Annotated in this window: 21 protein-coding genes; 12 read left to right on the top strand and 9 right to left on the bottom strand. The window is 67.2% G+C overall.

What is annotated here, in order from left to right; translation table 11 throughout:
* Nucleotides 1–6 precede the first annotated feature (6 nt).
* From CRM90_RS09985 to CRM90_RS09970, 4 genes are all read right to left on the bottom strand, one after another.
* Nucleotides 7–261, bottom strand: a complete 255-nt coding sequence (locus tag CRM90_RS09985; protein WP_036338962.1) for a DUF2631 domain-containing protein — start codon at nt 259–261, stop codon at nt 7–9.
* A 57-nt stretch (nt 262–318) separates the two neighbouring features.
* Nucleotides 319–1,662, bottom strand: coding sequence for a cryptochrome/photolyase family protein (locus CRM90_RS09980; RefSeq protein WP_102806842.1), 1,344 nt, complete (start codon nt 1,660–1,662; stop codon nt 319–321).
* A gap of 121 nt (nt 1,663–1,783) precedes the next feature.
* Entirely contained in the window at nt 1,784–2,374 is a 591-nt protein-coding gene (locus CRM90_RS09975; RefSeq protein ID WP_370508195.1) for a fasciclin domain-containing protein, read from the bottom strand.
* Between the two features lie 101 nt (nt 2,375–2,475).
* Nucleotides 2,476–3,135: a fasciclin domain-containing protein gene (locus CRM90_RS09970; RefSeq protein ID WP_102806840.1), complete on the bottom strand. Its 660-nt coding sequence runs from the start codon at nt 3,133–3,135 to the stop codon at nt 2,476–2,478.
* A gap of 193 nt (nt 3,136–3,328) precedes the next feature.
* Between CRM90_RS09970 and dxr the strand changes: the two genes are divergently transcribed.
* The 6 genes from dxr (at nt 3,329) to CRM90_RS09940 (ending at nt 11,277) form a co-directional block, all read left to right on the top strand.
* A complete protein-coding gene (gene dxr, locus CRM90_RS09965) occupies nt 3,329–4,504 on the top strand; it encodes a 1-deoxy-D-xylulose-5-phosphate reductoisomerase (protein ID WP_102806839.1) in 1,176 nt (391 codons plus the stop codon).
* The gene (locus CRM90_RS09960; protein ID WP_102806838.1) at nt 4,501–5,730 is read left to right on the top strand and encodes a M50 family metallopeptidase; all 1,230 of its coding nucleotides are present in this window, start codon (nt 4,501–4,503) and stop codon (nt 5,728–5,730) included. Before dxr ends, CRM90_RS09960 begins: the two co-directional genes overlap by 4 nt.
* 47 nt (nt 5,731–5,777) lie before the next feature.
* On the top strand, nt 5,778–6,929 hold the full coding sequence (gene ispG, locus CRM90_RS09955; protein ID WP_102806837.1) for a flavodoxin-dependent (E)-4-hydroxy-3-methylbut-2-enyl-diphosphate synthase: 1,152 nt from the start codon (nt 5,778–5,780) through the stop codon (nt 6,927–6,929).
* 41 nt (nt 6,930–6,970) lie between these two features.
* Nucleotides 6,971–7,825, top strand: coding sequence for a GNAT family N-acetyltransferase (locus CRM90_RS09950; protein ID WP_102806836.1), 855 nt, complete (start codon nt 6,971–6,973; stop codon nt 7,823–7,825).
* 192 nt (nt 7,826–8,017) lie between these two features.
* Nucleotides 8,018–9,364 carry a family 16 glycosylhydrolase gene (locus tag CRM90_RS09945; protein ID WP_102806835.1) on the top strand — a complete coding sequence of 449 codons (1,347 nt, stop codon included), beginning with the start codon at nt 8,018–8,020 and terminating at the stop codon, nt 9,362–9,364.
* Nucleotides 9,365–9,453: 89 nt separating this feature from the next.
* Entirely contained in the window at nt 9,454–11,277 is a 1,824-nt protein-coding gene (locus CRM90_RS09940) for a penicillin-binding transpeptidase domain-containing protein (RefSeq protein ID WP_102806834.1), read from the top strand.
* 9 nt (nt 11,278–11,286) lie between these two features.
* On the opposite strand, the gene CRM90_RS09935 is transcribed toward CRM90_RS09940, so the two are convergent.
* Nucleotides 11,287–11,553: a hypothetical protein gene (locus CRM90_RS09935; protein ID WP_036338938.1), complete on the bottom strand. Its 267-nt coding sequence runs from the start codon at nt 11,551–11,553 to the stop codon at nt 11,287–11,289.
* A gap of 164 nt (nt 11,554–11,717) precedes the next feature.
* Between CRM90_RS09935 and CRM90_RS09930 the strand changes: the two genes are divergently transcribed.
* Nucleotides 11,718–12,632, top strand: coding sequence for an NAD(P)H-dependent flavin oxidoreductase (locus CRM90_RS09930; RefSeq protein ID WP_102806833.1), 915 nt, complete (start codon nt 11,718–11,720; stop codon nt 12,630–12,632).
* 1 nt (nt 12,633) lies between these two features.
* Here the strand turns inward: CRM90_RS09930 and CRM90_RS09925 are convergent, their stop codons facing one another.
* Nucleotides 12,634–13,035 carry a QcrA and Rieske domain-containing protein gene (locus CRM90_RS09925; RefSeq protein ID WP_102806832.1) on the bottom strand — a complete coding sequence of 134 codons (402 nt, stop codon included), beginning with the start codon at nt 13,033–13,035 and terminating at the stop codon, nt 12,634–12,636.
* A 55-nt stretch (nt 13,036–13,090) separates the two neighbouring features.
* On the opposite strand from CRM90_RS09925, the gene CRM90_RS09920 reads away from it, so the two are divergent.
* The 5 genes from CRM90_RS09920 (at nt 13,091) to CRM90_RS09900 (ending at nt 17,431) form a co-directional block, all read left to right on the top strand.
* Nucleotides 13,091–13,666, top strand: coding sequence for a DUF1707 SHOCT-like domain-containing protein (locus CRM90_RS09920; protein WP_083116837.1), 576 nt, complete (start codon nt 13,091–13,093; stop codon nt 13,664–13,666).
* Nucleotides 13,667–13,675: 9 nt separating this feature from the next.
* Complete coding sequence (map, locus tag CRM90_RS09915) at nt 13,676–14,536, top strand: type I methionyl aminopeptidase (protein WP_102806831.1); 861 nt, start codon at nt 13,676–13,678, stop codon at nt 14,534–14,536.
* A gap of 73 nt (nt 14,537–14,609) precedes the next feature.
* Nucleotides 14,610–16,133, top strand: a complete 1,524-nt coding sequence (locus CRM90_RS09910; protein WP_102806830.1) for a cobyric acid synthase — start codon at nt 14,610–14,612, stop codon at nt 16,131–16,133.
* A gap of 4 nt (nt 16,134–16,137) precedes the next feature.
* Entirely contained in the window at nt 16,138–16,806 is a 669-nt protein-coding gene (locus CRM90_RS09905; RefSeq protein WP_102806829.1) for a hypothetical protein, read from the top strand.
* 61 nt (nt 16,807–16,867) lie between these two features.
* Nucleotides 16,868–17,431, top strand: a complete 564-nt coding sequence (locus CRM90_RS09900) for an alpha/beta hydrolase (protein ID WP_102806828.1) — start codon at nt 16,868–16,870, stop codon at nt 17,429–17,431.
* Between the two features lie 2 nt (nt 17,432–17,433).
* Here the strand turns inward: CRM90_RS09900 and ngg are convergent, their stop codons facing one another.
* From ngg to CRM90_RS09885, 3 genes are all read right to left on the bottom strand, one after another.
* The gene (gene ngg, locus CRM90_RS09895) at nt 17,434–19,203 is read right to left on the bottom strand and encodes an N-acetylglutaminylglutamine synthetase (RefSeq protein ID WP_199189843.1); all 1,770 of its coding nucleotides are present in this window, start codon (nt 19,201–19,203) and stop codon (nt 17,434–17,436) included.
* Complete coding sequence (locus CRM90_RS09890; RefSeq protein WP_102806826.1) at nt 19,200–21,008, bottom strand: N-acetylglutaminylglutamine amidotransferase; 1,809 nt, start codon at nt 21,006–21,008, stop codon at nt 19,200–19,202. Before CRM90_RS09890 ends, ngg begins: the two co-directional genes overlap by 4 nt.
* A 173-nt stretch (nt 21,009–21,181) precedes the next feature.
* A complete protein-coding gene (locus CRM90_RS09885; RefSeq protein WP_102806825.1) occupies nt 21,182–22,753 on the bottom strand; it encodes an amino acid permease in 1,572 nt (523 codons plus the stop codon).
* Nucleotides 22,754–22,968: the final 215 nt, after the last annotated feature.

Below are 22,968 nucleotides of genomic sequence, written 5' to 3'. Positions count from 1 at the left end.
GTCGGCCTAGCGGATCCAGCCGCGGCGGCGACCCCACCAGTCGCGCACGGTCACGGCGAACACCAGCACCGCGAACACGATCAGCACGTAATCCTCGACGTGGCCGACGTGATTGCCCTTCAACATCGCCAGCAGGAAGACCGTGACGAAGATGCCGAGAGCGTGCCAGGTGCGCGGATTGACCTTGCTCCAGCCCCAGGCAGCTGAGGGTACGTCGGCCGGATCGACCTCTGAATAGCGCTCCACCTCGGTGCTGACCATTGCGGCTCCTGTCACTCGGCAACTGCGGTAATTCTGGCATACCGCTTCGACCCGAGCTCAGCCGATCTGGCCGTAGCGCCGCAGCGCTTCGACCCGCTCCGCGGCGTGGTCGACGATCGGCTCCGGATAACCGGGTGGTGGGCCGCCCTTGAGCTTGTGGACATCGGTGACGTCGGCGAGCTCGGGCACCCACCGCCGGATGTACTCCCCGTCGGGGTCGAACTTCTGGCCCTGGGTGGTCGGGTTGAACACCCGGAAGTAGGGGGCCGCGTCGGTCCCGGACCCGGCGCACCACTGCCAGCCGTGCTGATTGTTGGCCATGTCGCCGTCGACCAGCTGCTCGAGGAACCACCGGGCGCCCCACTGCCACGGCAGATGCAGATCCTTGACCAGGAAGGACGCCACGATCATCCGCACCCGGTTGTGCATGAATCCCGAGTCGCGCAGCTGACGCATCCCGGCGTCGACGATCGGAAATCCGGTGCGGCCCTCCTTCCAGGCCTCGAACGCCTTCGTCGACTCGGGGCCGGTGTCCACCTCGATGGCGTCGAAGTTTCGGTTCCAGTTCCACCACGCGCTGTCCGGCCACTGGTCGAGCACCGCGGCGTAGAAGTCCCGGAACGCCAGCTCCCGCAGATACGAAGCCGGACCCTTGGTGCGGAAGTCGAGGTCGGCGGCCATCGTCCTCGGGTGAATCGTGCCGAACTTCAGATGCGCCGACATCCGGCTGGTGGCCGCTTTGTCCGGCCGGTTGCGATCCTCGTCGTAGTCGGCCAGATGGGATCGGACGAACTCCTTCCACCCGGCCAGCGCCGCCGCCTCGCCGGCCTCGAGGTCGAGGTCGGCACCCGGGTCGGGGGCGTCCACCCGCAGCTTCGCGGGCAGGTCCGCCGGGTCGATCCAGTTCACCTTCGCTGTTGCCGACGCGGCGGGACCGCGCCATCCGACTTCCCGCCACCGGGCCAGGAACGGGGTGAAGACCTTGTACGGGGTGCCGTCGTCCTTGGTGACCCGACCCGGCGTGACGAGATAGGGCGAACCGGTGGCCTGCAGCGTCGCCCCCGTCTCGGCCAGTGCGGCCGTGACCGCCGCGTCGCGCCGCACCCCGAACGGGGTGAAGTCGGCCGAGACATGCACCTCAGTGGCGTTGATCTGCTTGCACAGCAAGGGGATTCGTTCCTCGGGCCGCCCGCGGGTGATCAGCAGCCGGCCGTCGAGTGAGTCGGCGAGCGTGCGCAGCGAATCCCCGAGGAATTGCAGCCGACGTGGGCCCGATGACGTCTCCAGACGTGGGTCCAGCACGAAACAGGCGAGCACCTCGTTGCCGTCGGCGGCAGCCTCCAACAGCGGGGGCAGATCGTTCAGGCGCAGGTCGCGACGGAACCACAACAGTGTGGGCATGTTCCTATGCTGCCCTTTCCATGCTGAAGGTATGCGCGACGCAGGTCCTCACCCGCGGGGTGACCCGCACGCCGCCCGAGCTCTCGATCACCGAGCCGGCCGGCGTACGGGTCGCGCCGGTCTACTGCGCCGGCGGCATCAGCACCGTGTCGATGAGGTACACCGTGGCGTTGGCGGTGCGCACGCCACCGCACACCACGTTGGCACCGTTGACCTGCAGGTGATCGCCCGAGCCGGTGACCGTCAGGTCCGCGCCTTGGACGGTCTTGTGAGTCCCCACCACCTTGTCGGGTGTGGCCTGACCCGGAACCACGTGATAGGTCAGGATCGAGGTCAGCAGGTCCTTGTTGGTCTTGAGCTGGTCGATGGTGGCCGGGTCGATCTTCGCGAAAGCGTCGTCCGTAGGCGCGAAGACGGTGAACTGCCCGCCGTTGAGGGTGTCGACCAGGTTGACCTCGGGGTTCAGCTTGCCGGACAGCGCAGCCGTCAGGGTGGTCAGCATCGGGTTGTTGGCGGCCGCGGTGGCGACCGGGGCCATCGACATTCCGCTCACCGAACCCGGCCCGGTGGGCACCTGCTCGGCGTAGGCCGCGCAACCCGGCCCAACCGGACCTGAGTGGTTGTCGGCGGCGGCGACGGGAGCCAGGCCCACCGAGAACACCGCGGCCATGGTGAGGCCGGCCATCGACGCGACCTTCGTGGATACCTTCATCGACATTCGTTCATTCCTTTCGTAAGACGTTGCGCCAGAAGAGGTCAGCGCACCGTGGCGATGTGTTGAGAGTTGTCGTGGTTCGTGCGGAGCGCGCCGGGTCACTGGGCGGGCGGCATCAACACCGTGTCGATCAGGTAGACCGTGGCGTTGGCCGTCTGCACACCGCCGCACACGACGTTGGCGTCGTTGACCTTCAGCGCGTCACCGGATCCGGTCACCGTGACCTCTGCGCCCTGGACGGTCTTGTGCTGGCCGACGACCTGAGCGGGGCTGGCCTGCGCCGGAACCACGTGGTAGGTCAGGATCGAGGTCAGCAGGTCCGAGTCGGTCTTGAGCTTCTCGACGGTGGCGGGATCGAGCTTGGCGAACGCGTCGTCGGTCGGCGCGAACACGGTGAACTGCCCGCTGTCGAGGGTCTGCACCAGGTTGACGTTCGGGTTGAGCTTGCCCGTCAGCGCCGACGTCAGCGTCTTCAGCAGCGGGTTGTTGCTGGCTGCCACCGTCACCGGGTCCTTCGACATGCCCGCGACCGAACCGGGTCCGGTAGGCACCTGTTCGGCATAGCTCGCGCAACCGGGGCCGACGAGCGTGCCGGCCGGTGCGGCCGCCGCCGAGGTGGTGGTCGAGGTCGTCGTGGTCGCCGCAGGCGAGGTGCTCGATGACGACTCCGCCGTCGTACTGGTCGAGGAACAGCCCGCGAAGAGCACGGCGGCCGCCGTCAGTCCGACAGCGCTCAAAACGGTGCGATGAAATGCCATAGGTGACTCCCTTGTCGTGTGAATCGGTTCCAGTCGGTGCGACCGGTCGTGATCGGCAATGCACAGGCAATTCGGCACGCACCGCGGTCCGGACGGGTGCATCCGGGGTGGGGTCACAAACGCGTCACAGTCTCGGCGGGCGCGAATCGACAGGGATGCCGGGATTGCGGGCCGCACGCGGCACAATTGAGTGGTGAGCGCCGCCAACCGTCTCCGGGTCCTGATCTTGGGCAGCACCGGTTCCATCGGAACCCAGGCGCTGGAGGTCATCGCCGAGAATCCGGACCGGTTCGAAGTCGTCGGTCTGGCCGCCGGCGGGGGGAATCCCGACCTGCTCGCCCGACAGCGCGCCGAGACCGGTGTGACCAGCGTCGCCGTCGCCGACCCCGCCGCCGCGGACCAGCTCGGTGATGTCACCTACAGCGGGCCCGACGCGGTCACCCGGCTGGTGCAGGACACCTGCGAGACCGGCGTCGACGTGGTGCTCAACGCCCTGGTCGGGGCGTTGGGGCTGGAACCGACCCTGGCTGCGCTGGCCTCCGGCGCCCGCCTGGCCCTGGCCAACAAGGAATCGCTGGTTGCCGGCGGACCGCTGGTGGTCAAGGCAGCGGCTCCGGGACAGATCGTGCCCGTCGACTCCGAGCACTCGGCGCTGGCCCAGTGCCTGCGCTCAGGCACTCCCGACGAGGTCGCCAAACTGGTGCTCACCGCCTCCGGCGGGCCGTTCCGCGGCTGGTCCGCCGCCCAGCTCGAGCCTGTCACTCCCGAGCAGGCCGGCGCCCACCCGACCTGGAACATGGGCCCGATGAACACGCTGAACTCTGCGTCGCTGGTCAACAAAGGTCTGGAGCTGATCGAGACGCATTTGCTCTTCGGTGTTCCCTACGAGCGCATCGAGGTCGTCGTGCATCCGCAGTCGATCGTGCACTCGATGGTGACGTTCACCGACGGCTCGACGATTGCCCAGGCCAGCCCGCCGGACATGAAACTGCCGATCTCACTCGCCTTGGGCTGGCCGGACCGCGTGCCCGCCGCCGCCGCGGCCTGCGACTTCACCACGGCCTCCACCTGGGAGTTCGAGCCGCTGGACGCCACGGTGTTTCCCGCCGTCGACCTGGCTCGCGAGGCCGGACAGGCCGGCGGCTGTCTGACCGCGGTCTACAACGCCGCCAATGAAGAGGCCGCCGAGGCCTTCCTGACCGGAAAGATCCGGTTCCCGGCCATCGTGCGAACAATCGCCGACGTGCTGCACGCCGCAGACCAGTGGGCCGCCGAACCCGCTACCGTGGAAGAAGTACTTGACGCGCAGCGCTGGGCACGGCAACGGGCCCGCGAGGCCGTCACACAGGAGGTCGCTTCAATCCGATGATGTTCGTTATCGGCATTGTGCTGTTCGCACTCTGCATCCTCATCTCCGTGGCGCTGCACGAATGCGGTCACATGTGGGTGGCGCGCGCCACCGGAATGAAGGTGCGCCGCTACTTCGTGGGCTTCGGTCCGACCCTGTGGTCCACGCACCGGCCCAACCGGCTCGGCTCCACCGAGTACGGCGTCAAGGCGGTCCCGCTCGGCGGCTTCTGCGATATCGCCGGTATGACCTCGGTCGAGGAACTCACGCCCGACGAGCGCCCGTACGCGATGTTCAAGCAGGACACCTGGAAGCGGGTGGCGGTGCTGTTCGCCGGGCCGGCGATGAACTTCATCATTGGTCTGGTGCTGGTCTACGGGATCGCCATCGTGTGGGGTCTGCCCAACCTGCATCAACCGACGAATGCGATGGTCGGCGAAACCGCTTGCGTCGCACCACAAGTCAGCAAAGACAAGGCGGGTGACTGCACTGGACCCGGTCCGGCCGCGCTGGCCGGCATCAAGAAGGGCGACGTCATCACCAAAGTCGGTGACGCCCGGGTCAAGACCTTCGACGAGCTCGTCTCCGCGGTGCGCAAGGTGAACGGTCCCACCGTCTTCACCGTCGACCGGGTCGAGAACGGGCAGTCCCGAGAGTTCACCACCACTGTCGACGTCACCACGACCCAGCGGTGGACGTCCAAGGACGCGACCGCACCGACCACTGTCGGCGCCATCGGTGTCGCGCCCGAGGTTTTCGGTCCCACGCAGTACAACCCGCTGTCGGCGGTCCCCGCGACGTTCGCGTTCACCGGTGACCTGGCCGTCGAACTGGGCAAGTCGCTGGCGAAGATCCCGACCAAAGTCGGCGCGCTGGTGCACTCCATCGGCGGCGGCGAGCGCGACCCCGAGACCCCGATCAGCGTGGTGGGCGCCAGCATCATCGGCGGCGACACCGTCGATCACGGTCTGTGGGTGGCGTTCTGGTTCTTCCTGGCCCAGCTGAACTTCGTGCTCGGCGCGATCAACCTGGTGCCGCTGTTGCCGTTCGACGGCGGGCACATCGCGATCGCGGTGTTCGAGAAGATTCGCAACCTGCTCCGGTCGGCGCGCGGCAAAGTCGCCGCGGCGCCGGTCAATTACCTGAAGCTGATGCCCGCCACCTACGTGATCCTCGTCGTGGTGGTCGGCTACATGCTGTTGACCGTCACCGCCGACCTGGTCAACCCGATTCGACTGTTCCAGTAGTCGGCCCGACGTTTGGAGATGAAGAAGTGACTTCCATTGGCCTGGGCATGCCGGCCCCGCCCGCACCCGTCCTTGCGCCGCGCCGCACGACCCGCCAGCTGATGGTGCGCGACGTCGGCGTCGGCAGCGACCACCCGATCTCGGTGCAGTCGATGTGCACCACCAAGACTCATGACGTCAACACGACGCTGCAGCAGATCGCCGAGTTGACCGCCGCGGGCTGCGACATCGTGCGGGTGGCGTGCCCGCGCCAGGAAGACGCCGACGCGCTGTCCGAGATCGCCAAGCACAGCAACATTCCGGTGATCGCCGACATCCACTTCCAGCCGAAGTACATCTTTGCCGCGATCGACGCAGGCTGCGCGGCCGTGCGCGTCAACCCCGGCAACATCAAGGAGTTCGACGGCCGGGTCGGTGAGGTCGCCAAGGCTGCGGGCGCCGCGGGTATTCCGATCCGCATCGGGGTGAACGCCGGCTCCCTGGACAAGCGGTTCATGGAGAAGTACGGCAAGGCCACCCCGGAAGCGCTCGTCGAGTCCGCGCTGTGGGAGGCCTCGCTGTTCGAGGAGCACGGCTTCGGCGACATCAAGATCAGCGTCAAGCACAACGATCCGGTCGTGATGGTGGCCGCCTACGAGCAGCTGGCCGAAAAGTGTGACTACCCATTGCATCTCGGCGTCACCGAGGCGGGGCCCGCGTTCCAGGGCACCATCAAGTCGGCGGTCGCCTTCGGCGCGCTGCTGTCCCGAGGGATCGGCGACACCATCCGCGTCTCGCTGTCGGCCCCTCCGGTCGAAGAGGTCAAGGTCGGTATCCAGATCCTGGAGTCGCTGAACCTGCGGCCCCGCGGTCTCGAGATCGTGTCTTGCCCGTCGTGCGGGCGGGCGCAGGTCGACGTCTACACGCTGGCCAACGCGGTGTCGGCCGGTCTGGACGGACTCGACGTGCCGCTGCGGGTGGCCGTCATGGGATGCGTCGTCAACGGTCCGGGGGAGGCGCGCGAAGCCGATCTCGGCGTGGCGTCGGGCAACGGCAAGGGCCAGATTTTCGTCAAGGGCGAGGTGATCAAGACCGTGCCAGAGGCACTGATCGTCGAGACGCTGATCGAAGAGGCCATGAGACTTGCCTCCGAGATCGGCGACGCCCAGCGTGACAGCGGCACATCTGCCAGCGGTTCGCCTGTCGTGACCGTAAGCTGATGGCGTAACCCGCCGGGGTTCCTCCGCAGAAAGTAAGGCCCATGTCGGCTCCGCCACTGTTTCGTCTGGTCGACGAGCGACGGGTATCGGTGGTGCGCGACGCCGCGGCGGTGAGCCGGGTTTTCGCCGACGATCCGGTCGGCTCCTGCATGGTCGCGGCGCGCGTCGCCGATCACGGCGTCGAGCCGCAGGCGATCGGTGGCGAACTCTGGACGCGCAGGCGCGCTGAGGAATCCCTCTGCTACGCCGGGGCGAATCTGATTCCGCTCCGTGGCGCGCAACCCGACCTGCACGCGTTCGCCGACAAGGCGATGAGCACCGCCCGGCGCTGTTCGTCTCTGGTCGGCCGGGCCGAACTGGTGCTGCCGCTCTGGGACCGCCTGCAGCACACCTGGGGGCCCGCCCGCGATGTGCGCGACCACCAACCGCTGATGGCATTGGGTGTGTCCCCGTCCGCACGAATCGACCCGGCGGTGCGGCGCGTGCGCGTCGACGAGCTCGATGCCTACCTGGTCGCCGCGATCGACATGTTCATCGGCGAGGTCGGTATCGATCCGCGGATCGGCGATGGCGGCCGGGGATATCGCCGCCGCGTCGCCAGCCTGATCGCGGCGGGCCGGGCCTATGCCCGTTTCGAGCACGGGCAGGTGGTGTTCAAAGCGGAGGTGGGTTCGCAGTCACCGGTGGTCGGCCAGATCCAGGGCGTGTGGGTGCATCCGGAGTGGCGCGGCCACGGGCTCGGCACGTCGGGCACCGCAGCGGTGGCCGCCGCCGTGGTCAACAGCGGGCGCATCGCGAGCCTGTACGTCAACAGCTTCAACGCGGTCGCCCGTGCGGCATATGCGCGCGTGGGCTTCGCCGAGGTCGGGATGTTCGCAACCGTCCTGCTCGACTGATTTCGTCATATTTACATGTGCCCGATCTGAGACGAGATCTTCCCGATCCCGCCTAATGTAGGTGAGACGCGGTGCACGTCGCGTCAAGGTCTGGAGTTCGCGGGGGTCCGGGGTGTTTGCGGTCTGCCCGCGTTGTCGAATCGGGGGGTCGGCATGCGGGAATCTCGTTATGGTTTGCCAACTTTCGGCTGGGTGACCGGCGCCCTGATGGCGCTCGGGGTCGGCGCCTCGATCACAGTGGGCTGCGGTGTCGCGGCTGCTGACGACGGCTCGTCGTCGTCAGCGGCGGCGTCCACGTCGAAATCCGGTGCGGCACATTCCAAGCCGTCCTCACACACCTCGAGTCGGCCGCGCGCGCCGCAGGCGAAGAAACCGGTGGCGGCGGTCGGCACGACCGGCCGCCGGGTCGCGGCGCAGGCGCAGGCGCAGCCCGAAGTCACCGCCTCCGCGCTGGTCGGCGCGCAACCGGTCAAGGCGGCAACGGCCACCAAAGGTGCTTCGGCAGTGGGTAATCCGCTGGGGTTCCTCAATTCGATCGCCCGGCGGATTCAGGTCACTTTCTTCAACCGAACGCCGACGATCTATTACGACGCGTCGAAGAACGTCATCAATGACGACGGCACCATCACCGGGCAGGTCATCGGCAGCGACGCCGACGGCGACGCACTCAAGTACACCGTCAGCACCCCGGCGGACGGGACGGTGAAGGTCGACAGCAGCGGTCACTTCACCTACACGCCCGGGGCCGACTTCGTGCCCGCCTCCGGTGACCTGTTCACCGCGTCGGTGAGCGACGCCATGGCCGGGCGCTACCACGGACTGATGGGATTGCTGGTTCCGGGATGGGGGTCGACGGCAAGCCTGGTTGCGAAGGTGACCGGTACGATCCCGTTGCCCGGCGATCCGGGAGGTGTCGGAACATGGGGTACACCAACGCGATCCACGTTCTTCACTGACTGGTCGGTGCTGTCGGACTGGTGGGTGTACAACGGCAGGACTCAACATGGCAACCGCACACCGAACCAGATTTCGTTCGCCGACGGGGTGATGACGCTGTCGGGTGACGCGGCAGGCAATGATGCGGGCATCGCGTGGGGGCCGGGCCAGAAGTACGGCGCCTGGGAGGTCCGAGTCAAGATCCCGGTGGGTGCGCCGAACTACGATCCCGTGCTGCTGCTATGGCCTGATGCCGAAAACTGGCCCACCGGAGGTGAAATCGACTTCATGGAGATCTGGGGCGACGGCTCGCGGCAGGCGGTGAATTCGGTCCTGCATTACTCGTCGACCAACCAACAGGCCGGTGCGACGATGGCGGTGGACGCCACGCAGTGGCACACCTACGCGGTCAAGTGGACACCGACCGAGATCACCACCTACGTCGATGGCACGACGATCTTCACCACCACGGACACCTCGATGTTTCCGCCGGGCCCGATGCACCTGGCGATCCAGCTGGACATGCTGGGTCCCGACATCTCGGCCGGAGCGAAGATGATGGTGGCGTGGGTCAAGGAGTATTCACTGGCGTCGGTCCTGTGACCGGCGCCGCGCAACTTTGAGGTTCCGATCGACTCCACCGCGGTGTGTTTGCGGCACTTTCCGGTCACGGGCTCATAACATTTGCCCCAATGGCTACTTGCACCTCATTAGCAACACGAGTAACAGGCGTCATCTCGGTTTTGGCGGTGGTGGCGGCGTCGGCGACCCTGTCGGCGTGCACCCCGCGCCCCGATGGGCCGGGCCCGGCTGCGGAGAAATTCTTCGCCGACCTCACCAAGGGCGACACCGCCTCGGCTGCGCAACTGTCCGACCGCCCGGCCGACGCCCAGGCCGCGCTGAACGAGGCATGGGCAGGGCTGCAGGCCACCCACCTCGACGCCCAGATCCTGGGCTCGCGATACACCGAGGACACCGGCAGCGTGAACTACCGCTTCACCTGGCAGCTGCCCAAGAAGCGAACCTGGACCTACGACGGCGTGCTGCAGATGATCCGCGACGAGGGCAATTGGCACGTCCGCTGGACCCCTGCCGGACTGCATCCCAAACTTGGTGAGCACCAGCACTTCTCGCTGCGTTCCGATCCGCCGCGGCGGGCCTCGGTCAATGAGCTCGGCGGTACCGACGTGCTCGCTCCGGCCAACCTGTATCGCTATCAGCTCGACGCCGCCAAGGCAGGCCCCGCGCTGATGTCCACCTCGCGGGTGGTCGCAGACCAGCTGCGCCAGTTCGACAACACCCTGGACCCGCAGCGCCTCGCTGAGCAGGCCAGCTCGTCGAGCGCCCCGCTGGACCTGATCACGCTCAAGCCGGTGGACCACGACAAGGTCGCTCAGGCGCTGGACATGCTGCCCGGGGTTGTCGTCACCCCGCAGGCCGACCTGCTGCCCACCGACGACCGCTTCGCCCCGGCCGTCATGGGCCAGGTGAAAAAGGCGGTGATCGACGAACTCGACGGCGAGGCCGGCTGGAGAGTGGTCAGCGTCAACCAGAACGGCGCCGACATCGACGTGCTGCACGAGGTGGCGCCCACCCCGGCGCCGTCGATCTCGATCACCCTGGACCGGTCGGTGCAGAACGCCGCCCAGCACGCCGTCGACACCCAGGGTCGCAAGGCGATGCTGGTGGTGATCAAGCCGTCGACCGGCGAGATCCTCGGCATCGCGCAGAACGCCGCGGCCGATGCCGACGGACCGGCGGCCACCACCGGGTTGTATCCGCCCGGCTCGACCTTCAAGATCGTCACCGCCGGCGCGGCCATCGACCGCGACATGGCCACCCCCAACACGCTGCTCGGCTGCCCGGGTGAGATCGACATCGGCCACCGAACCGTGCCGAACTACAACAAGTTCGACCTCGGCACCGTCCCGATGTCGAAGGCGTTCGCCAATTCGTGCAACACGACGTTCGCCGAACTGGCCAGCCGGATGCCCCCGACGGCGCTGACCGTGGCGGCCTCGCAATACGGCATCGGCCCGGACTACACCATCGACGGGTTGACCACGGTGACCGGCACGGTGCCGCCGACGGTGAACCTGGCCGAACGCACCGAGGACGGATTCGGCCAGGGCAAGGTGCTGGTCACGCCGTTCGGTATGGCGCTGGTGGCCGCGACCGTCGCCGCGGGCAAGACGCCGACCCCCCACCTGATCGTGGGCAGCCAGACCTCCGAGACCGGCGATCACCCGCCGATCACCCCGGCGATGCTCGACGGTCTGCGCCCGATGATGCGGCTGGTGGTCACCAATGGCACCGCCAAGGACATCAGCGACGCCGGCGATGTGCGCGGTAAGACGGGCGAGGCCGAGTTCGCAGGCGGATCCCACGCCTGGTTCGCCGGCTACCGCGGCGATATGGCGTTCGCAGCGCTGATCGTGGGCGGCGGGAGTTCGGAGTATGCGGTCCGGATGGTCAAGATGATGCTGCAGGAGTTGCCGGCCGACTACCTGGCTTGACCCCAGGCGTCAGAACGTCGGCAGGTACGACAGGCTCTCATTCCAGAAGTCGTCGTCACCGTAGCTGCGCAAGTACTTGGACTTTCGAAACGCCTTGTCGCCGAAGAGGTCGAACACGCCGACTTCGGAGTGGTCTTGCTCGGTCGCGACGTACGCCGTGTCGCCGCGCTCGAGTCGGCGAACCATGTGTTCGCGACGACAACTGTCGACATCGTTCCCGACCTGATACTGAACCGCGACCAGATGGCGATAGTCGCGGCTCTCGGGGGGTGACATTCGCCGAGCAACAATTTGATAACGCATCGCACCACCTCGAAATATGCAGCTAGAAAGCGTGTCGAAGACTCTACAAGAGTTTGCCAAAAATGCAGCGTCGTGTCGAGTTCTCGGCGCGTCGCTGCTGGCTCGAGACCGTGGAACACCCGATGCTTAGATGAGGCGTGGCCAACCGGATTCAGACTCTGCTGGGTGTTGCCTACCCCGTCGTCCAGGCGCCGATGACCTACATCGCGCGGGCCACGCTGGCCGCTGCGGTGTCCGAGGCCGGGGGACTCGGGGTGATCGAAACCCTCACTCCGGAAGGTCGCGCCGACCTGCGTCGAGTGCGCGATCTGACCGACCGGCCGGTGGCCGCCAATCTGATGATCCAGGGCTGGAAACGGGATCCGTCGATCGTCGATGTGCTCGCCGAGGCGAACGTCCGCCACGTGTTCACCTCCGCGGGCGACCCGGCCCTGTTCACCGCCCGGCTGCACGACGCGGGGATGACCGTGGTGCACGTGGTGGGATCGCTGCGGGGCGCCCTCAAAGCCGTCGACGCCGGGGTGGATGCGTTGGTGGTCGAGGGCGTCGAGGGCGGGGGATTCAAATCGGCGCTCGGAGCGTCCACCTTGGTGCTGCTGCCGCTGATCGCCGACCAGGTCGACCTGCCCCTGATCGCGGCAGGCGGGATCTGTGACGCCCGCTCGGCCGCCGCGGCGGTGGTCCTGGGGGCCGAGGGCGTCCAGATGGGCACTCGCATGCTGGCCAGCCGCGAGGCGGCGGTACACGCCAACTTCAAGGACGCCATCGTCGCCGCCGATGACTCCGGGACGATCCTGCTCGACCTTCCCGGCAATCCCACGATGCGGGTGCTGCACGTCGGTCTGGCCCGTCGGGTGTCGGCCGAGGGGGCCTCCGCGCCGCTGATCAGCGGTGTCACCGAGCTCTACTTCGAGGGCGACATGGAGGCCAGCGTGGCCAACACCGGTCAGGTCTCGTCGCGCATCGGCGAGGTTCTGCCGGTCGCCGACATCGTCCGCGATACCTGGCTTGGCGCCCAGGGCGTCCTCACCGGGGCCGCGGCCCGGCTCTGAGTCAGCCGGCGACGATGTTGCCGCCCGCGACCCGCACCGCCACCTGGGTCAACGGAGTCACGGCGGGCCCGCGCAACACGGCGCCGTCCAGGCCGAACCGACTGCCGTGGCACGGGCAATCGAGCGTGCCGTCGGTCACCGTGGACAGCTTGCAGCCGGCGTGCGTGCAGCGGGCCACGAATCCCTCGAAGACGCCGGCGGTGGGCTGGGTGACGACGGTGTCGCCTATCACCTTGCCCGACCCGACCGGGATGTCGGTGGCCGCCGCCAGCACCTGACCCGGTGCACTGGTCGTCGGCGGGGACACGAGCTCACCGGTGTTGGAATTGCAGGCGGCGATCGGTGCGACGGCGGCCCCGATGAGGACAGTTCGACGCGGCAGCCCAAAGATCGACGCACTCATCGGCCCAGGCTAGCCAGCCCGATCCCAGAGGTCGAGCAGGTACCGTGGAGAGGCCATGACCGGAATCGAACACACCCCTGGACTGCGGGTTTCCGATGCCGACCGCAACGGAACGCTGCGGCGGCTGCACAACGCCGTCGCGCTCGGGCTGATCGACATCGGCGAATTCGAGGAACGGTCGGCGCAGGTGTCGGCCGCGCGGATGCATTCCGATCTCGAGGTGTTGGTGGACGACCTGCCGGGGCCCGGGGCGATCGTCACCTCCGCCGCCGATCGGGTCGAACTGCGCGGCTGGATGGGGTCGCTGAGGCGGCAGGGCGAGTGGATGGTGCCGACCCGGCTGGCGTTGGTGCGCCGCTTGGGTTCGGTCGACCTCGACCTGACCAATGCCCGGTTCGCCGGGCCGGTCGTCGTGATCGAGCTGGACATGGTGCGCGGGTCGTTGGATTTGCGGCTGCCCGACGGCGCCAGCGCGTCGATCGACGACGTCACCGTGTACGCCGGCAGCGCCCGCGACCGTCGCAAGGACGCCCCGGCGGAAGGCACCCCGCACGTCGTGCTCACCGGCCGGGTGGTCATGGGGTCGGTCAACGTTCGCGGCCCCAAGCGTCCGCTGTTGCGCCGCCACTAGGCTGGGAACATGCCCGTACGTACCGCACTCCGGCCCGGAACCGTTGCACCGGAACTGCCTGTCCCCAAGGCGATCGAGCGACCGGAATACGTCGGTAAGTCGACGGTCGCCGAAGGCAGCGAACCGTGGGTCCAAACGCCCGAGGTGATCGAGAAGATGCGCGTCGCCGGGCGGATCGCCGCCGGCGCGCTGGCCGAGGCGGGTAAGGCCGTCGCGCCGGGGGTCACCACCGACGAGCTCGACCGCATCGCCCACGACTACATGATCGATCACGGCGCCTACCCGTCGACGTTGCACTACAAGGGTTTTCCGAAGTCGTGCTGCACGTCACTGAACGAGATCATCTGCCACGGCATCCCCGATTCGACCGTCGTCGAGGACGGCGACATTGTGAACATCGATGTGACGGCCTACATCAACGGCGTGCACGGTGACACCAATGCCACCTTCCTGGCGGGCGAGGTCAGCGAGGAACACCGTCTGCTGGTCGAACGCACCCACGAGGCGACGATGCGCGCGATCAAGGCCGTCAAGCCCGGCCGGGCACTGTCGGTGGTCGGCCGGGTCATCGAAGCCTATGCAAACCGGTTCGGCTACAACGTTGTTCGCGACTTCACCGGTCATGGAATCGGCACGACGTTCCACAACGGACTGGTGGTGTTGCATTACGACCAGCCTGAGGTCGAGACCGTGCTGGAGCCGGGGATGACGTTCACCATCGAGCCGATGATCAACCTCGGGGCGCTGGACTACGAGATCTGGGACGACGGCTGGACGGTGGCCACCAAGGACCGCAAGTGGACCGCGCAGTTCGAGCACACGCTGGTCGTCACCGAGGACGGTGCGGAAATCCTGACGCTGGCGCCCTAGTCATGGCGAGTGTGCGTCCTCGTACGCGGTCAGCGGCGTGTTGCGTACGCAACCGCACATTCGGCGCCGCGACGTGAGCGCCGGCGCGCTGCTGATCGCCGGCACCACATCGGATGCCGGTAAGTCGATGGTCGTCGCGGGGTTGTGCCGACTGCTGGCGCGCAAGGGAATTCGCGTGGCGCCGTTCAAGGCGCAGAACATGAGCAACAACTCGGTGGTCGCCCTGGACGCGCACGGGGTCGGCGGCGAGATCGGCCGGGCCCAGGGTATGCAGGCGCGCGCGGCCGGACTGGCGCCGAGCACCCGGTTCAACCCGGTGCTGCTCAAACCCGGCAGCGACCGCACCTCCCAGTTGGTGGTCAGGGGCCGCCCGGTCGGCACTGTCGGCGCAGCCGACTACATCCACCATCGCGACCGGCTCGCCGGGGTGGTCGCCGACGAACTGGCTTCACTGCGCGCGGAATTCGACGTCGTGCTGTGCGAAGGTGCGGGATCGCCGGCCGAAATCAATTTGCGGGCAACCGATCTGGCCAATATGGGCTTGGCCCGGGCGGCCGATCTGCCGGTGGTGATCGTCGGCGACATCGACCGCGGCGGTCTGCTGGCTCACCTGTTCGGCACCGTCGCCGTGCTGTCGCCGGAAGACCAGGCACTGATCGCGGGCTTCATCGTCAACAAGTTCCGCGGGGATCCGGCCCTGCTGGCCCCCGGGCTCGACCAGCTCGCCGAGCTCACCGGCCGGCCCACCTACGGCATCGTGCCGTACAGCGACGGGCTGTGGCTCGACGCCGAGGATTCGGTGTCGGTGGTGGCCGGGCATGTGGTCGGTATCCCGGCTCCGCCGCGCGGTGAGCAGCGGTTACGCGTCGCGGCGATCCGGCTGCCGCGCATCTCCAATTCCACCGACGTCGAGGCACTGGCCTGCGAACCGGGCGTGCTGGTCCGGTGGGTCAGCGAGCCGGCGGAACTGGCCGACGCCGACGTGGTCGTGATCCCCGGCAGCAAGGCGACTGTCGCCGACCTCGGCTGGCTGCGGGAGCGCGGCCTGGCCGATGCGATCACCGCGCATGCGCACTCCGGTCGCCCGGTGCTGGGCATCTGTGGTGGTTTTCAGATGCTGGCACGGCGCATCGGTGACACCGTCGAAACCCGGGCGGGTGATGTCGAGGGGTTGGGACTGCTCGATGCCGAGATCGACTTCGCGGCCGAGAAGGTGCTGCGGCACTGGGAGAGTCCGTTGAGCGGTTACGAAATCCACCACGGCCGGGTATCCCGATGTGGCGAGGACGGCTGGTTCGACGCCGACGGCGCCGTCCAGGGTTATCTGCGAGGCGCGGTGTTCGGCACCCACTGGCATGGCTTGCTGGACAATGACGAGTTCCGGCGCGGGTGGCTCACCACGGTCGCGGCGGCCGCGGGCCGGACCGGTTTCGAGGTTGCGACCGATGTCAGCGTGCCGGCCCGCCGGGATGCCCAGCTCGATCTGATGGCCGATCTGCTGGTCGCCCACCTCGACATCGATGCCCTGTTGTCGCTGATCAGCGGTGGTGCACCGGTGCGTCCGACGGTGAGCACCCGCGTGCATCGCCTACCCTGAACTCATGTCGGGTCGGGCAGTTCTGGTCACCGCGTCGGCGGCTGCGGTCTTGGTCGCCGGTTGCGGGTCGACGGTGTCGGGAACCGCGACGTGGCCGGGTGCCACGCTGGAGAAGGCCACGCTGGCCCCTGCCGATTTCCCGCCCGGCGTGCAGTACGACCGGATCGTCGAGCAGCTCGGTCAACCTGACAACACCGGTAGTCCACCGTCGATGCGGTCGCGACCGGAGGGCTGCGCGAACGCCCTGACCAACGTGATCGCCGACTCGGCCGAACGCGGCCCGGGCAGCGCGGCCAAATACGCGGCCACCTACAACGGCACACGCATCGTGATGACGGTCCTGTCGTGGCCCCTGGATCTCGACAAGCTCGAGGCGGCGGCCGGCCGCTGCGCCCAGTTCGAGACCTACTTCGACACCCGCAGCAAGGGCATCCCGATCACCACCACGGAGCTTCCCGGGTTGAGTGATGATGCGCTGGCCTATCAGCAAACGATGCAGCTGATGGGTTCGGCCAGTAGTGTTTACATGGCGTTCCAGAATGTGGGCCGGTATGGAGTTTTCGGAATCGCTTTTCCCACATCTGATCCCAGCATCGCTGCCAAAGCGTCACTGCCGCAGACGTTCCTGGACGTGTTTGCCAAACAAGCTGTGAAGATCCGTAAGGCGATCTGAGGAGATGAGGAACCCTGCCGAAACTGCCTCGGGCCCGCTGGTTTCCCAGTAACGTGGCGAAATGCCTTCGACGATGGTGACTGTCGACGGGTTCCCCGTCCCGGTCAGCGTGACCGGACCGGAGAAGGGCCCCCATGTCGTCGTGCTGGGCGCGGCCCAGCACGCACCTGCTGCCTATGACGGGGTCTGTCAGCGCTTGCACACGGCGTCGGTTCGCACGGTGGTCATCGGCGCCGACCCTCGGCTACATCCCAAAGCGGTCATCGGCATCCTCGACGCCCTCGACGTCCGATGGGGAATCCTGGTGGGGGATCGCGCGGGCGCCGAACTCGCCTGGGAACTGGCGGCCACCCGGCTCGATCGGTTCACCGGCCTGGTCGTGATCGACCGCGGACATCCGCGTGTCCCCGACCAGAACGGTGTGGTCCGCGATGAGGACTGCCCACCGGTGGAGATCAACACCACCGCGCTGGTCAGCACCCCCGCCGCCCGGGCATTGGCCAGGGCCAGTCAGCGCTACGTCTACAGCGATTACCGGTTGGTGGAGTTCACCGGCAGGCGCAATGCCGCCGAGTCCACCGCCCAGCTCGCGGCGGAGATCGTGTTACGCACCAGCACCTGGTGAGTTCAGCGCGGCGCCGCCTCGGTCGCCTCGCTGGGGGTCCACGCCTGGGGTAGACCCGGCTGTCCGGGGAACAGGAAGTCGACGAAAGCCTGTGCGGTGGGCTGTGGCTGGTGATTGGCCAGCCCGGGCCGTTCGTTGGCTTCGATGAACACATACTCGTCGCGGGTCACGTCGGGCACCAGGAGATCGATGCCGGTGACCGGGATGCCGATGGCGTCGGCCGCCACCACGGCGACCCGGCACAATTCGGGATGCACGATGGCCGTCACATCGTGAATGGTGCCGCCCTGGTGCAGGTTTGCGGTTTTGCGCACCCGCAGCCGTTCGCTTTCGGGAAGGACGTCGTCGAACGACCAACCGGCCTCGGCGACAGTCGCTTCGGTGACGTCGTCGAGGGGGATACGCGATTCACCACCGGTGGCCGCGGCGCGGCGGCGGCTCTGGGTCTCGATGAGTTCCCGCACAGTGTGTTTGCCGGTGCCGAGGATCTCGGCCGGTTTGCGCAGAGCCGCGGCGACGACCTTGCCGTCGATGACCACCAGGCGAAGATCATCGCCGGCGGCGCGTTGTTCGATCAGCACTTCGGGGTGTTGTTCACGGGCGCGCGCGAGAGCGGCGTCGAGCGCCTCGGGGCTGTCGATTCCGACGGTGATGCCCTTGCCCTGCTCGCCGCGGGTCGGTTTGACGACGACGTCGCCGACCTCGGCCAGGAAGGCATGGTCTTCGTGGTCGAAGGTGGCCAGCCGGCCCCGCGGCACGACGATGCCGGCTTCGGACACGATGCGACGGGTCAGTCGCTTGTCGTCGCAGCGGCTCATCGCGACCGCGGAGGTGTATTCGCTCAAGGACTCTCGCGTCACCACACTGCGGCCGCCGTACGACAATCGCATCTCACCGGTTTCGGCGTCGAGGACCTCGATGCGGATTCCGCGGCGCATGGCCTCGTCGGCGATGATGCGCGCGTATGGGTTCAGATCGTCGACAGTCTCGGACGCCGGGGTGAACAGCGGCTCGTTGATCGCGTTCTTGCGCTTCACGGCCAGCACCGGAACGCGCTGGAAGCCCAGCTTCTCGTACAGCGCGATCGCGGCGTCGTTGTCGTAGGCCACCGAGAGGTCCAGGTAGGCGCGGCCGCGCTGGCGGAAGATGGCGGCCAGCGTGCGGGTCAGCGATGCGCCGATGCCGGGCAGGCTGGCGGTCGGGTCGACCGCCAGTGACCACAGGCTGGAGCCGTCCTCGGGATCGTTGAACAGGCGCTTGTGGTCGACGCCGGTGACGGTGCCGACCACCGACCCGTCATCGTCGCGCACCGCGACGAGGTACTCCACCGCGTCGCGGTGCAGGTGGTTGTTCCAGATCAGCTCGGTGGGGGCGGGGACCATGCCGCAGCGCACGTACACCCGGTTCATGTCGTCGGCTTCGGCCTGATCTCGCAATTGGCGCACGGTGAATCCGGCCGGTGTCGGCACTTCGGGGTCGTCGGGGTGCAGCCGCCAGCGGTAGGTGTGGCTGGGGTCGATGAACAGTTCGGCCGGCGACTTGGCCACCAGCACATGCGATTCGCGGGCATAGATGCAGATGTCGCGCCGGCCCTGCTCCTCCTGCTGCAGCACTGCGGCCAGCTTGTCGGGGCTCTCGAAGGTCTGCCCGAAAATCAATCGGCCCCAACCCAATTCGAGAACGGTGTCGTCGGACATCTCACGGACCAGGTCTTCGGGCGAGGCCTCGTGCAGGCTCATCGTGATGGCCTCGGTGTGCGACGAGGTGCTCATGCGGCCGGCCCGGTGATGCCGTGCTGCTGCAGCCATAGCTCGAGGAGTCCGATCTGCCAGAGTTCGTTGCCGCGCAACGGGGTCAGCCGTCCGTTCGGATCGGCCAGCAACCGCTCGACGGCCTCGGGCCGGAACAGGCCGCGTTCCTTGGCCTGGGGCGCGTACAACGCGTCACGGACCATCTCCAGGTACGGCCCCTCCAGATGGGTGAGCGCTGGTACCGGGAAATAGCCCTTCGGCCGGTCTATCACCTCGGCTGGAATCACTTGGCGGGCAGCCTCTTTCAGCACGCCCTTGCCGCCGTGGGCGGTCTTCAACTCGGGCGGGCAGGTCGCCGCCAGCTCCACCAGGTCGTGGTCGAGGAAGGGCACCCGGCCCTCCAGCCCCCAGGCCATCGTCATGTTGTCGACGCGCTTGACGGGATCATCGACCAGCATCACGGTGGTGTCCAGTCGCAACGCGCGGTCCACGCCGGTCTGCGCACCGGCCCGGGCGAAGTGCTCGGCGACGAATGACAGGCTGGGATCCTCCCGGCCGGTGAGCCGGTCGTCGGCGATCAGCGCGGCCACGCCGTCGTGGTCGCGGTCGAAGAACGCCCCCCGGTAGCGGGCGACCGAACCGTCGACGCCGGCCGCGTCCGGCTCGGCCATCGGGGGATACCAGTGGTAGCCGGCGAACACCTCGTCGGCGCCCTGGCCGGACTGAACGACCTTGACGTGCTTGGCGACTTCCTGGCTCAACAGATAGAACGCGACGCAGTCGTGGGAGACCATCGGCTCGCTCATCGCGCCGATCGCGCCCTGCAGAGCGGGCAGCATCCGCGCGGTGTCGATGCGGATCTGGTGGTGGTCGGTGTCGAAACGCTTGGCCACGATGTCGGAGTAGACGAACTCGTCACCCTTGACGCCGCCGACCGATTCGAAGCCGATGGAGAAGGTGGACAGTCCGTGCTGGCCTGCTTCGGCGAGCAGACCGACGATCAGGCTCGAGTCCACCCCGCCCGAGAGCAGGCAGCCGACGGGCACGTCGGCGACCAGGCGGCGCTTCACGGCGGCCCGCAGCGAGTCGAGGACCGCGTCCTCCCAATCGCGTTCGCTCCAGTCGGACCGGTCCGCGCGACGGCTGAAATCCGGTTCCCAGTAAGTGATCTCACGTCGCTTGCCGTCGGGTTCGATGGCCAGCAGGGTGCCGGGGGAGAGCTTGCGGACCCCGCACAGGATGGTGCGCGGTGCCGGGACCACCGAATGGAAGGTCAGGTAGTGGTGCAACGCGATCGGGTCGATGCGGGTGTCGACTCCGCCGCCGGCCAGCAGGGCAGGCAGTGATGACGCGAACCGGATGCGGTGGGAATCTTCGCTGATGTACAGGGGTTTGATGCCGAGCCGGTCCCGGCCGAGCAGTACGCGTCCGCTGTCTCGTTCGGTGATCGCGAAGGCGAACATGCCGGACAAGCGGTCGACGAACCGGTCACCCCAGTGGTGGTAGGCCTTGAGCAACACCTCGGTGTCGCTGTGGGAGAAGAACCGGTAGCCATGACCGGCGAGTTCGTCGCGCAGAGCTTCGTAGTTGTAGATACAGCCGTTCCAGGCGATGGTCAGTCCGAGCTCGGCGTCGACCATCGGCTGGGCGCCGGCGTCGGACAGGTCGATGATCTTCAACCGGCGATGGCCGAGCGCCACGCGCCCCTGTGACCACACACCCGACGCGTCCGGCCCGCGGGGCTCCATCGTCTCCGCCATTGCAGCCACCGCGGCCACATCGGGGGCCTGATTGTCGAGACGGACTTCACCCGCCGCTCCACACATCGTTACGACCAATCCCGTCTGTTTCGCTGTCTTCGGCGTTCCTATTTACCCGCGACGAACGATTCTTAACCCGAGCCTAGACGCCGGTCACAAAAACCGCGCCCCTCGGCCTGGGGCACGAGGGGCGCGGGGCCCGCCTCACGGAGGGCCTGGGGTGTGGTCTCCTGCAGTGTTTAGGAAACCCCCTCCAGTTCCTCACCGGTGAGGTCGATTTGCCGCACCGGCCCGGTGAACCAGTTCTTCACCGACGCGTGCCAGTAGATGTACAGCAGGATCAGCACGCCGCCGACCACCAGTGGGGTGTAGTTGACGAACTTCCACTCGAAGCTCGCGTCCCATGGCGCGCCGCCGATCGAGGTGGGGAACATCGCGATGATCGAGGTGATGATGATCTCGGCCAACGCCAGAGGTGCCATCCACTTGTGATGCCCACGGAGGTTCCATTTGCCCAGGGGGAACGAGTCGCCGGCTTTCCAGCGGAAGTAGATCGGCACTGCGAAGCACAGATAGAGGCCGACCACCCCGATCGAGACCACCGCGAAGAAGGCGATCGGCACCGGGGCGCCATTGATGTCCACCTGGACCAGGGCGGGCAGCGTCAAGATGGCCGCGATCACCGCGGTGACCATGACGGCGTTGGCGGGCACCTTCTTCGTGCTGAGTTTGGACCACAGCTGATGGCCGGGCACCGCCCGGTCGCGGCTGAACGCGAACAGCATCCGCGAGGCGCTGGTCTGGCACGCCGTGGTGCAGAACAGCTGCCCTGCGGTGGAGATCAGCAGCACGATCGCCACCCACTTGGAGTCCATCGCCTGGCTGAAGATGGTGGCGACCGCGCCACCGCCCGTGGTCACGCCATCGACGTCCTGGACGGCGAACAGGAAGCTCAGCAGCAGGATCCAGCCGCCGATCGTGGAATAGAAGATCGACCGCCAGATGCCTTTGGCCGCGCCATCGGCCGCACTCTTGGTCTCCTCGGACAAGTGTGCCGACGCGTCATAGCCGGTGATGGTGTACTGCGTGAGGATCGCCGACATCGGCAGCACGAACAGCAGGAAGCCGAAACCGGAGGTGGATCCGCCGAAGAAGCCGGTGTTGTTGACCGTGGTCGCGAAGACCGTGGAGAAGCTGGCGTGCTGGGCGGGGATCAGCCACAGGATCACGATCACTGCGGCTGCGCCGATGACGTGCCACCACACCGAGATGTTGTTGATCACGGCCAGCAGGTGGCTGGAGAAGATGTTGATGGTCGCGACGATCACCAGGATGACGAGGAACATGACGAATGTCCGGGTCAGGCTGTAGCCGGCCAGCCAACTCTCGCTGAACGTGCCGAGCGTCAGATCAAGGAAGGTCGCCGATCCGTAGGCCACCGACGCCAGGATGGCGATCAGGCCGATCAGGTTCAGCCAGCCGGTGTAGTAGCCGGCTTTGGGACCGCCCAGTTTGGCTGCCCACCAATAGATTCCGCCCGATGTGGGGAATGCCGACACCAGCTCGGACATGCACAGCCCGATGAGCAGGATGAAGACCGACAGGATCGGCCAGCCCCAGGCGATGGCCGCCGGGCCGCCGTTGTTCCAGCCCAGGCCGAACGAGGTGAAGCAGCCGGCCAGGATCGAGATGATCGAGAACGAGATGGCGAAATTGCTGAAGCCGGACCAGGACCGGTGCAGCTCCTGGGTATACCCGAGGCTGGCGAGGTGCTTTTCGTCGTCGTCGAGTAGTTCGTGACCCTCTGGCACGGTGTCTCCTTCTGGGCGTCATTACGAAGAGGCGCCCACCGGCGCTCTCCTGAGTAGGGACAATAGAGTGCTATTGGTCTGGTGTCCTACCTTTGGAGTGACGTTTATGTAAACCTGGACGACGACGCCGTCGCGACGGCGGCATCCAATGGTTGACTTTCCGTCTAATCAACCCGATCCCGGGCTATCGAGAGGGGCACGCGTGACGCCTGATG

The sequence above is a fragment of the Mycobacterium sp. ENV421 genome (assembly GCF_002887815.1).
Lineage (GTDB): Bacteria > Actinomycetota > Actinomycetes > Mycobacteriales > Mycobacteriaceae > Mycobacterium.
The sequence above is the reverse complement of the archived record's forward strand: the minus strand, read 5'-3'. Positions and strand labels throughout refer to the sequence as shown.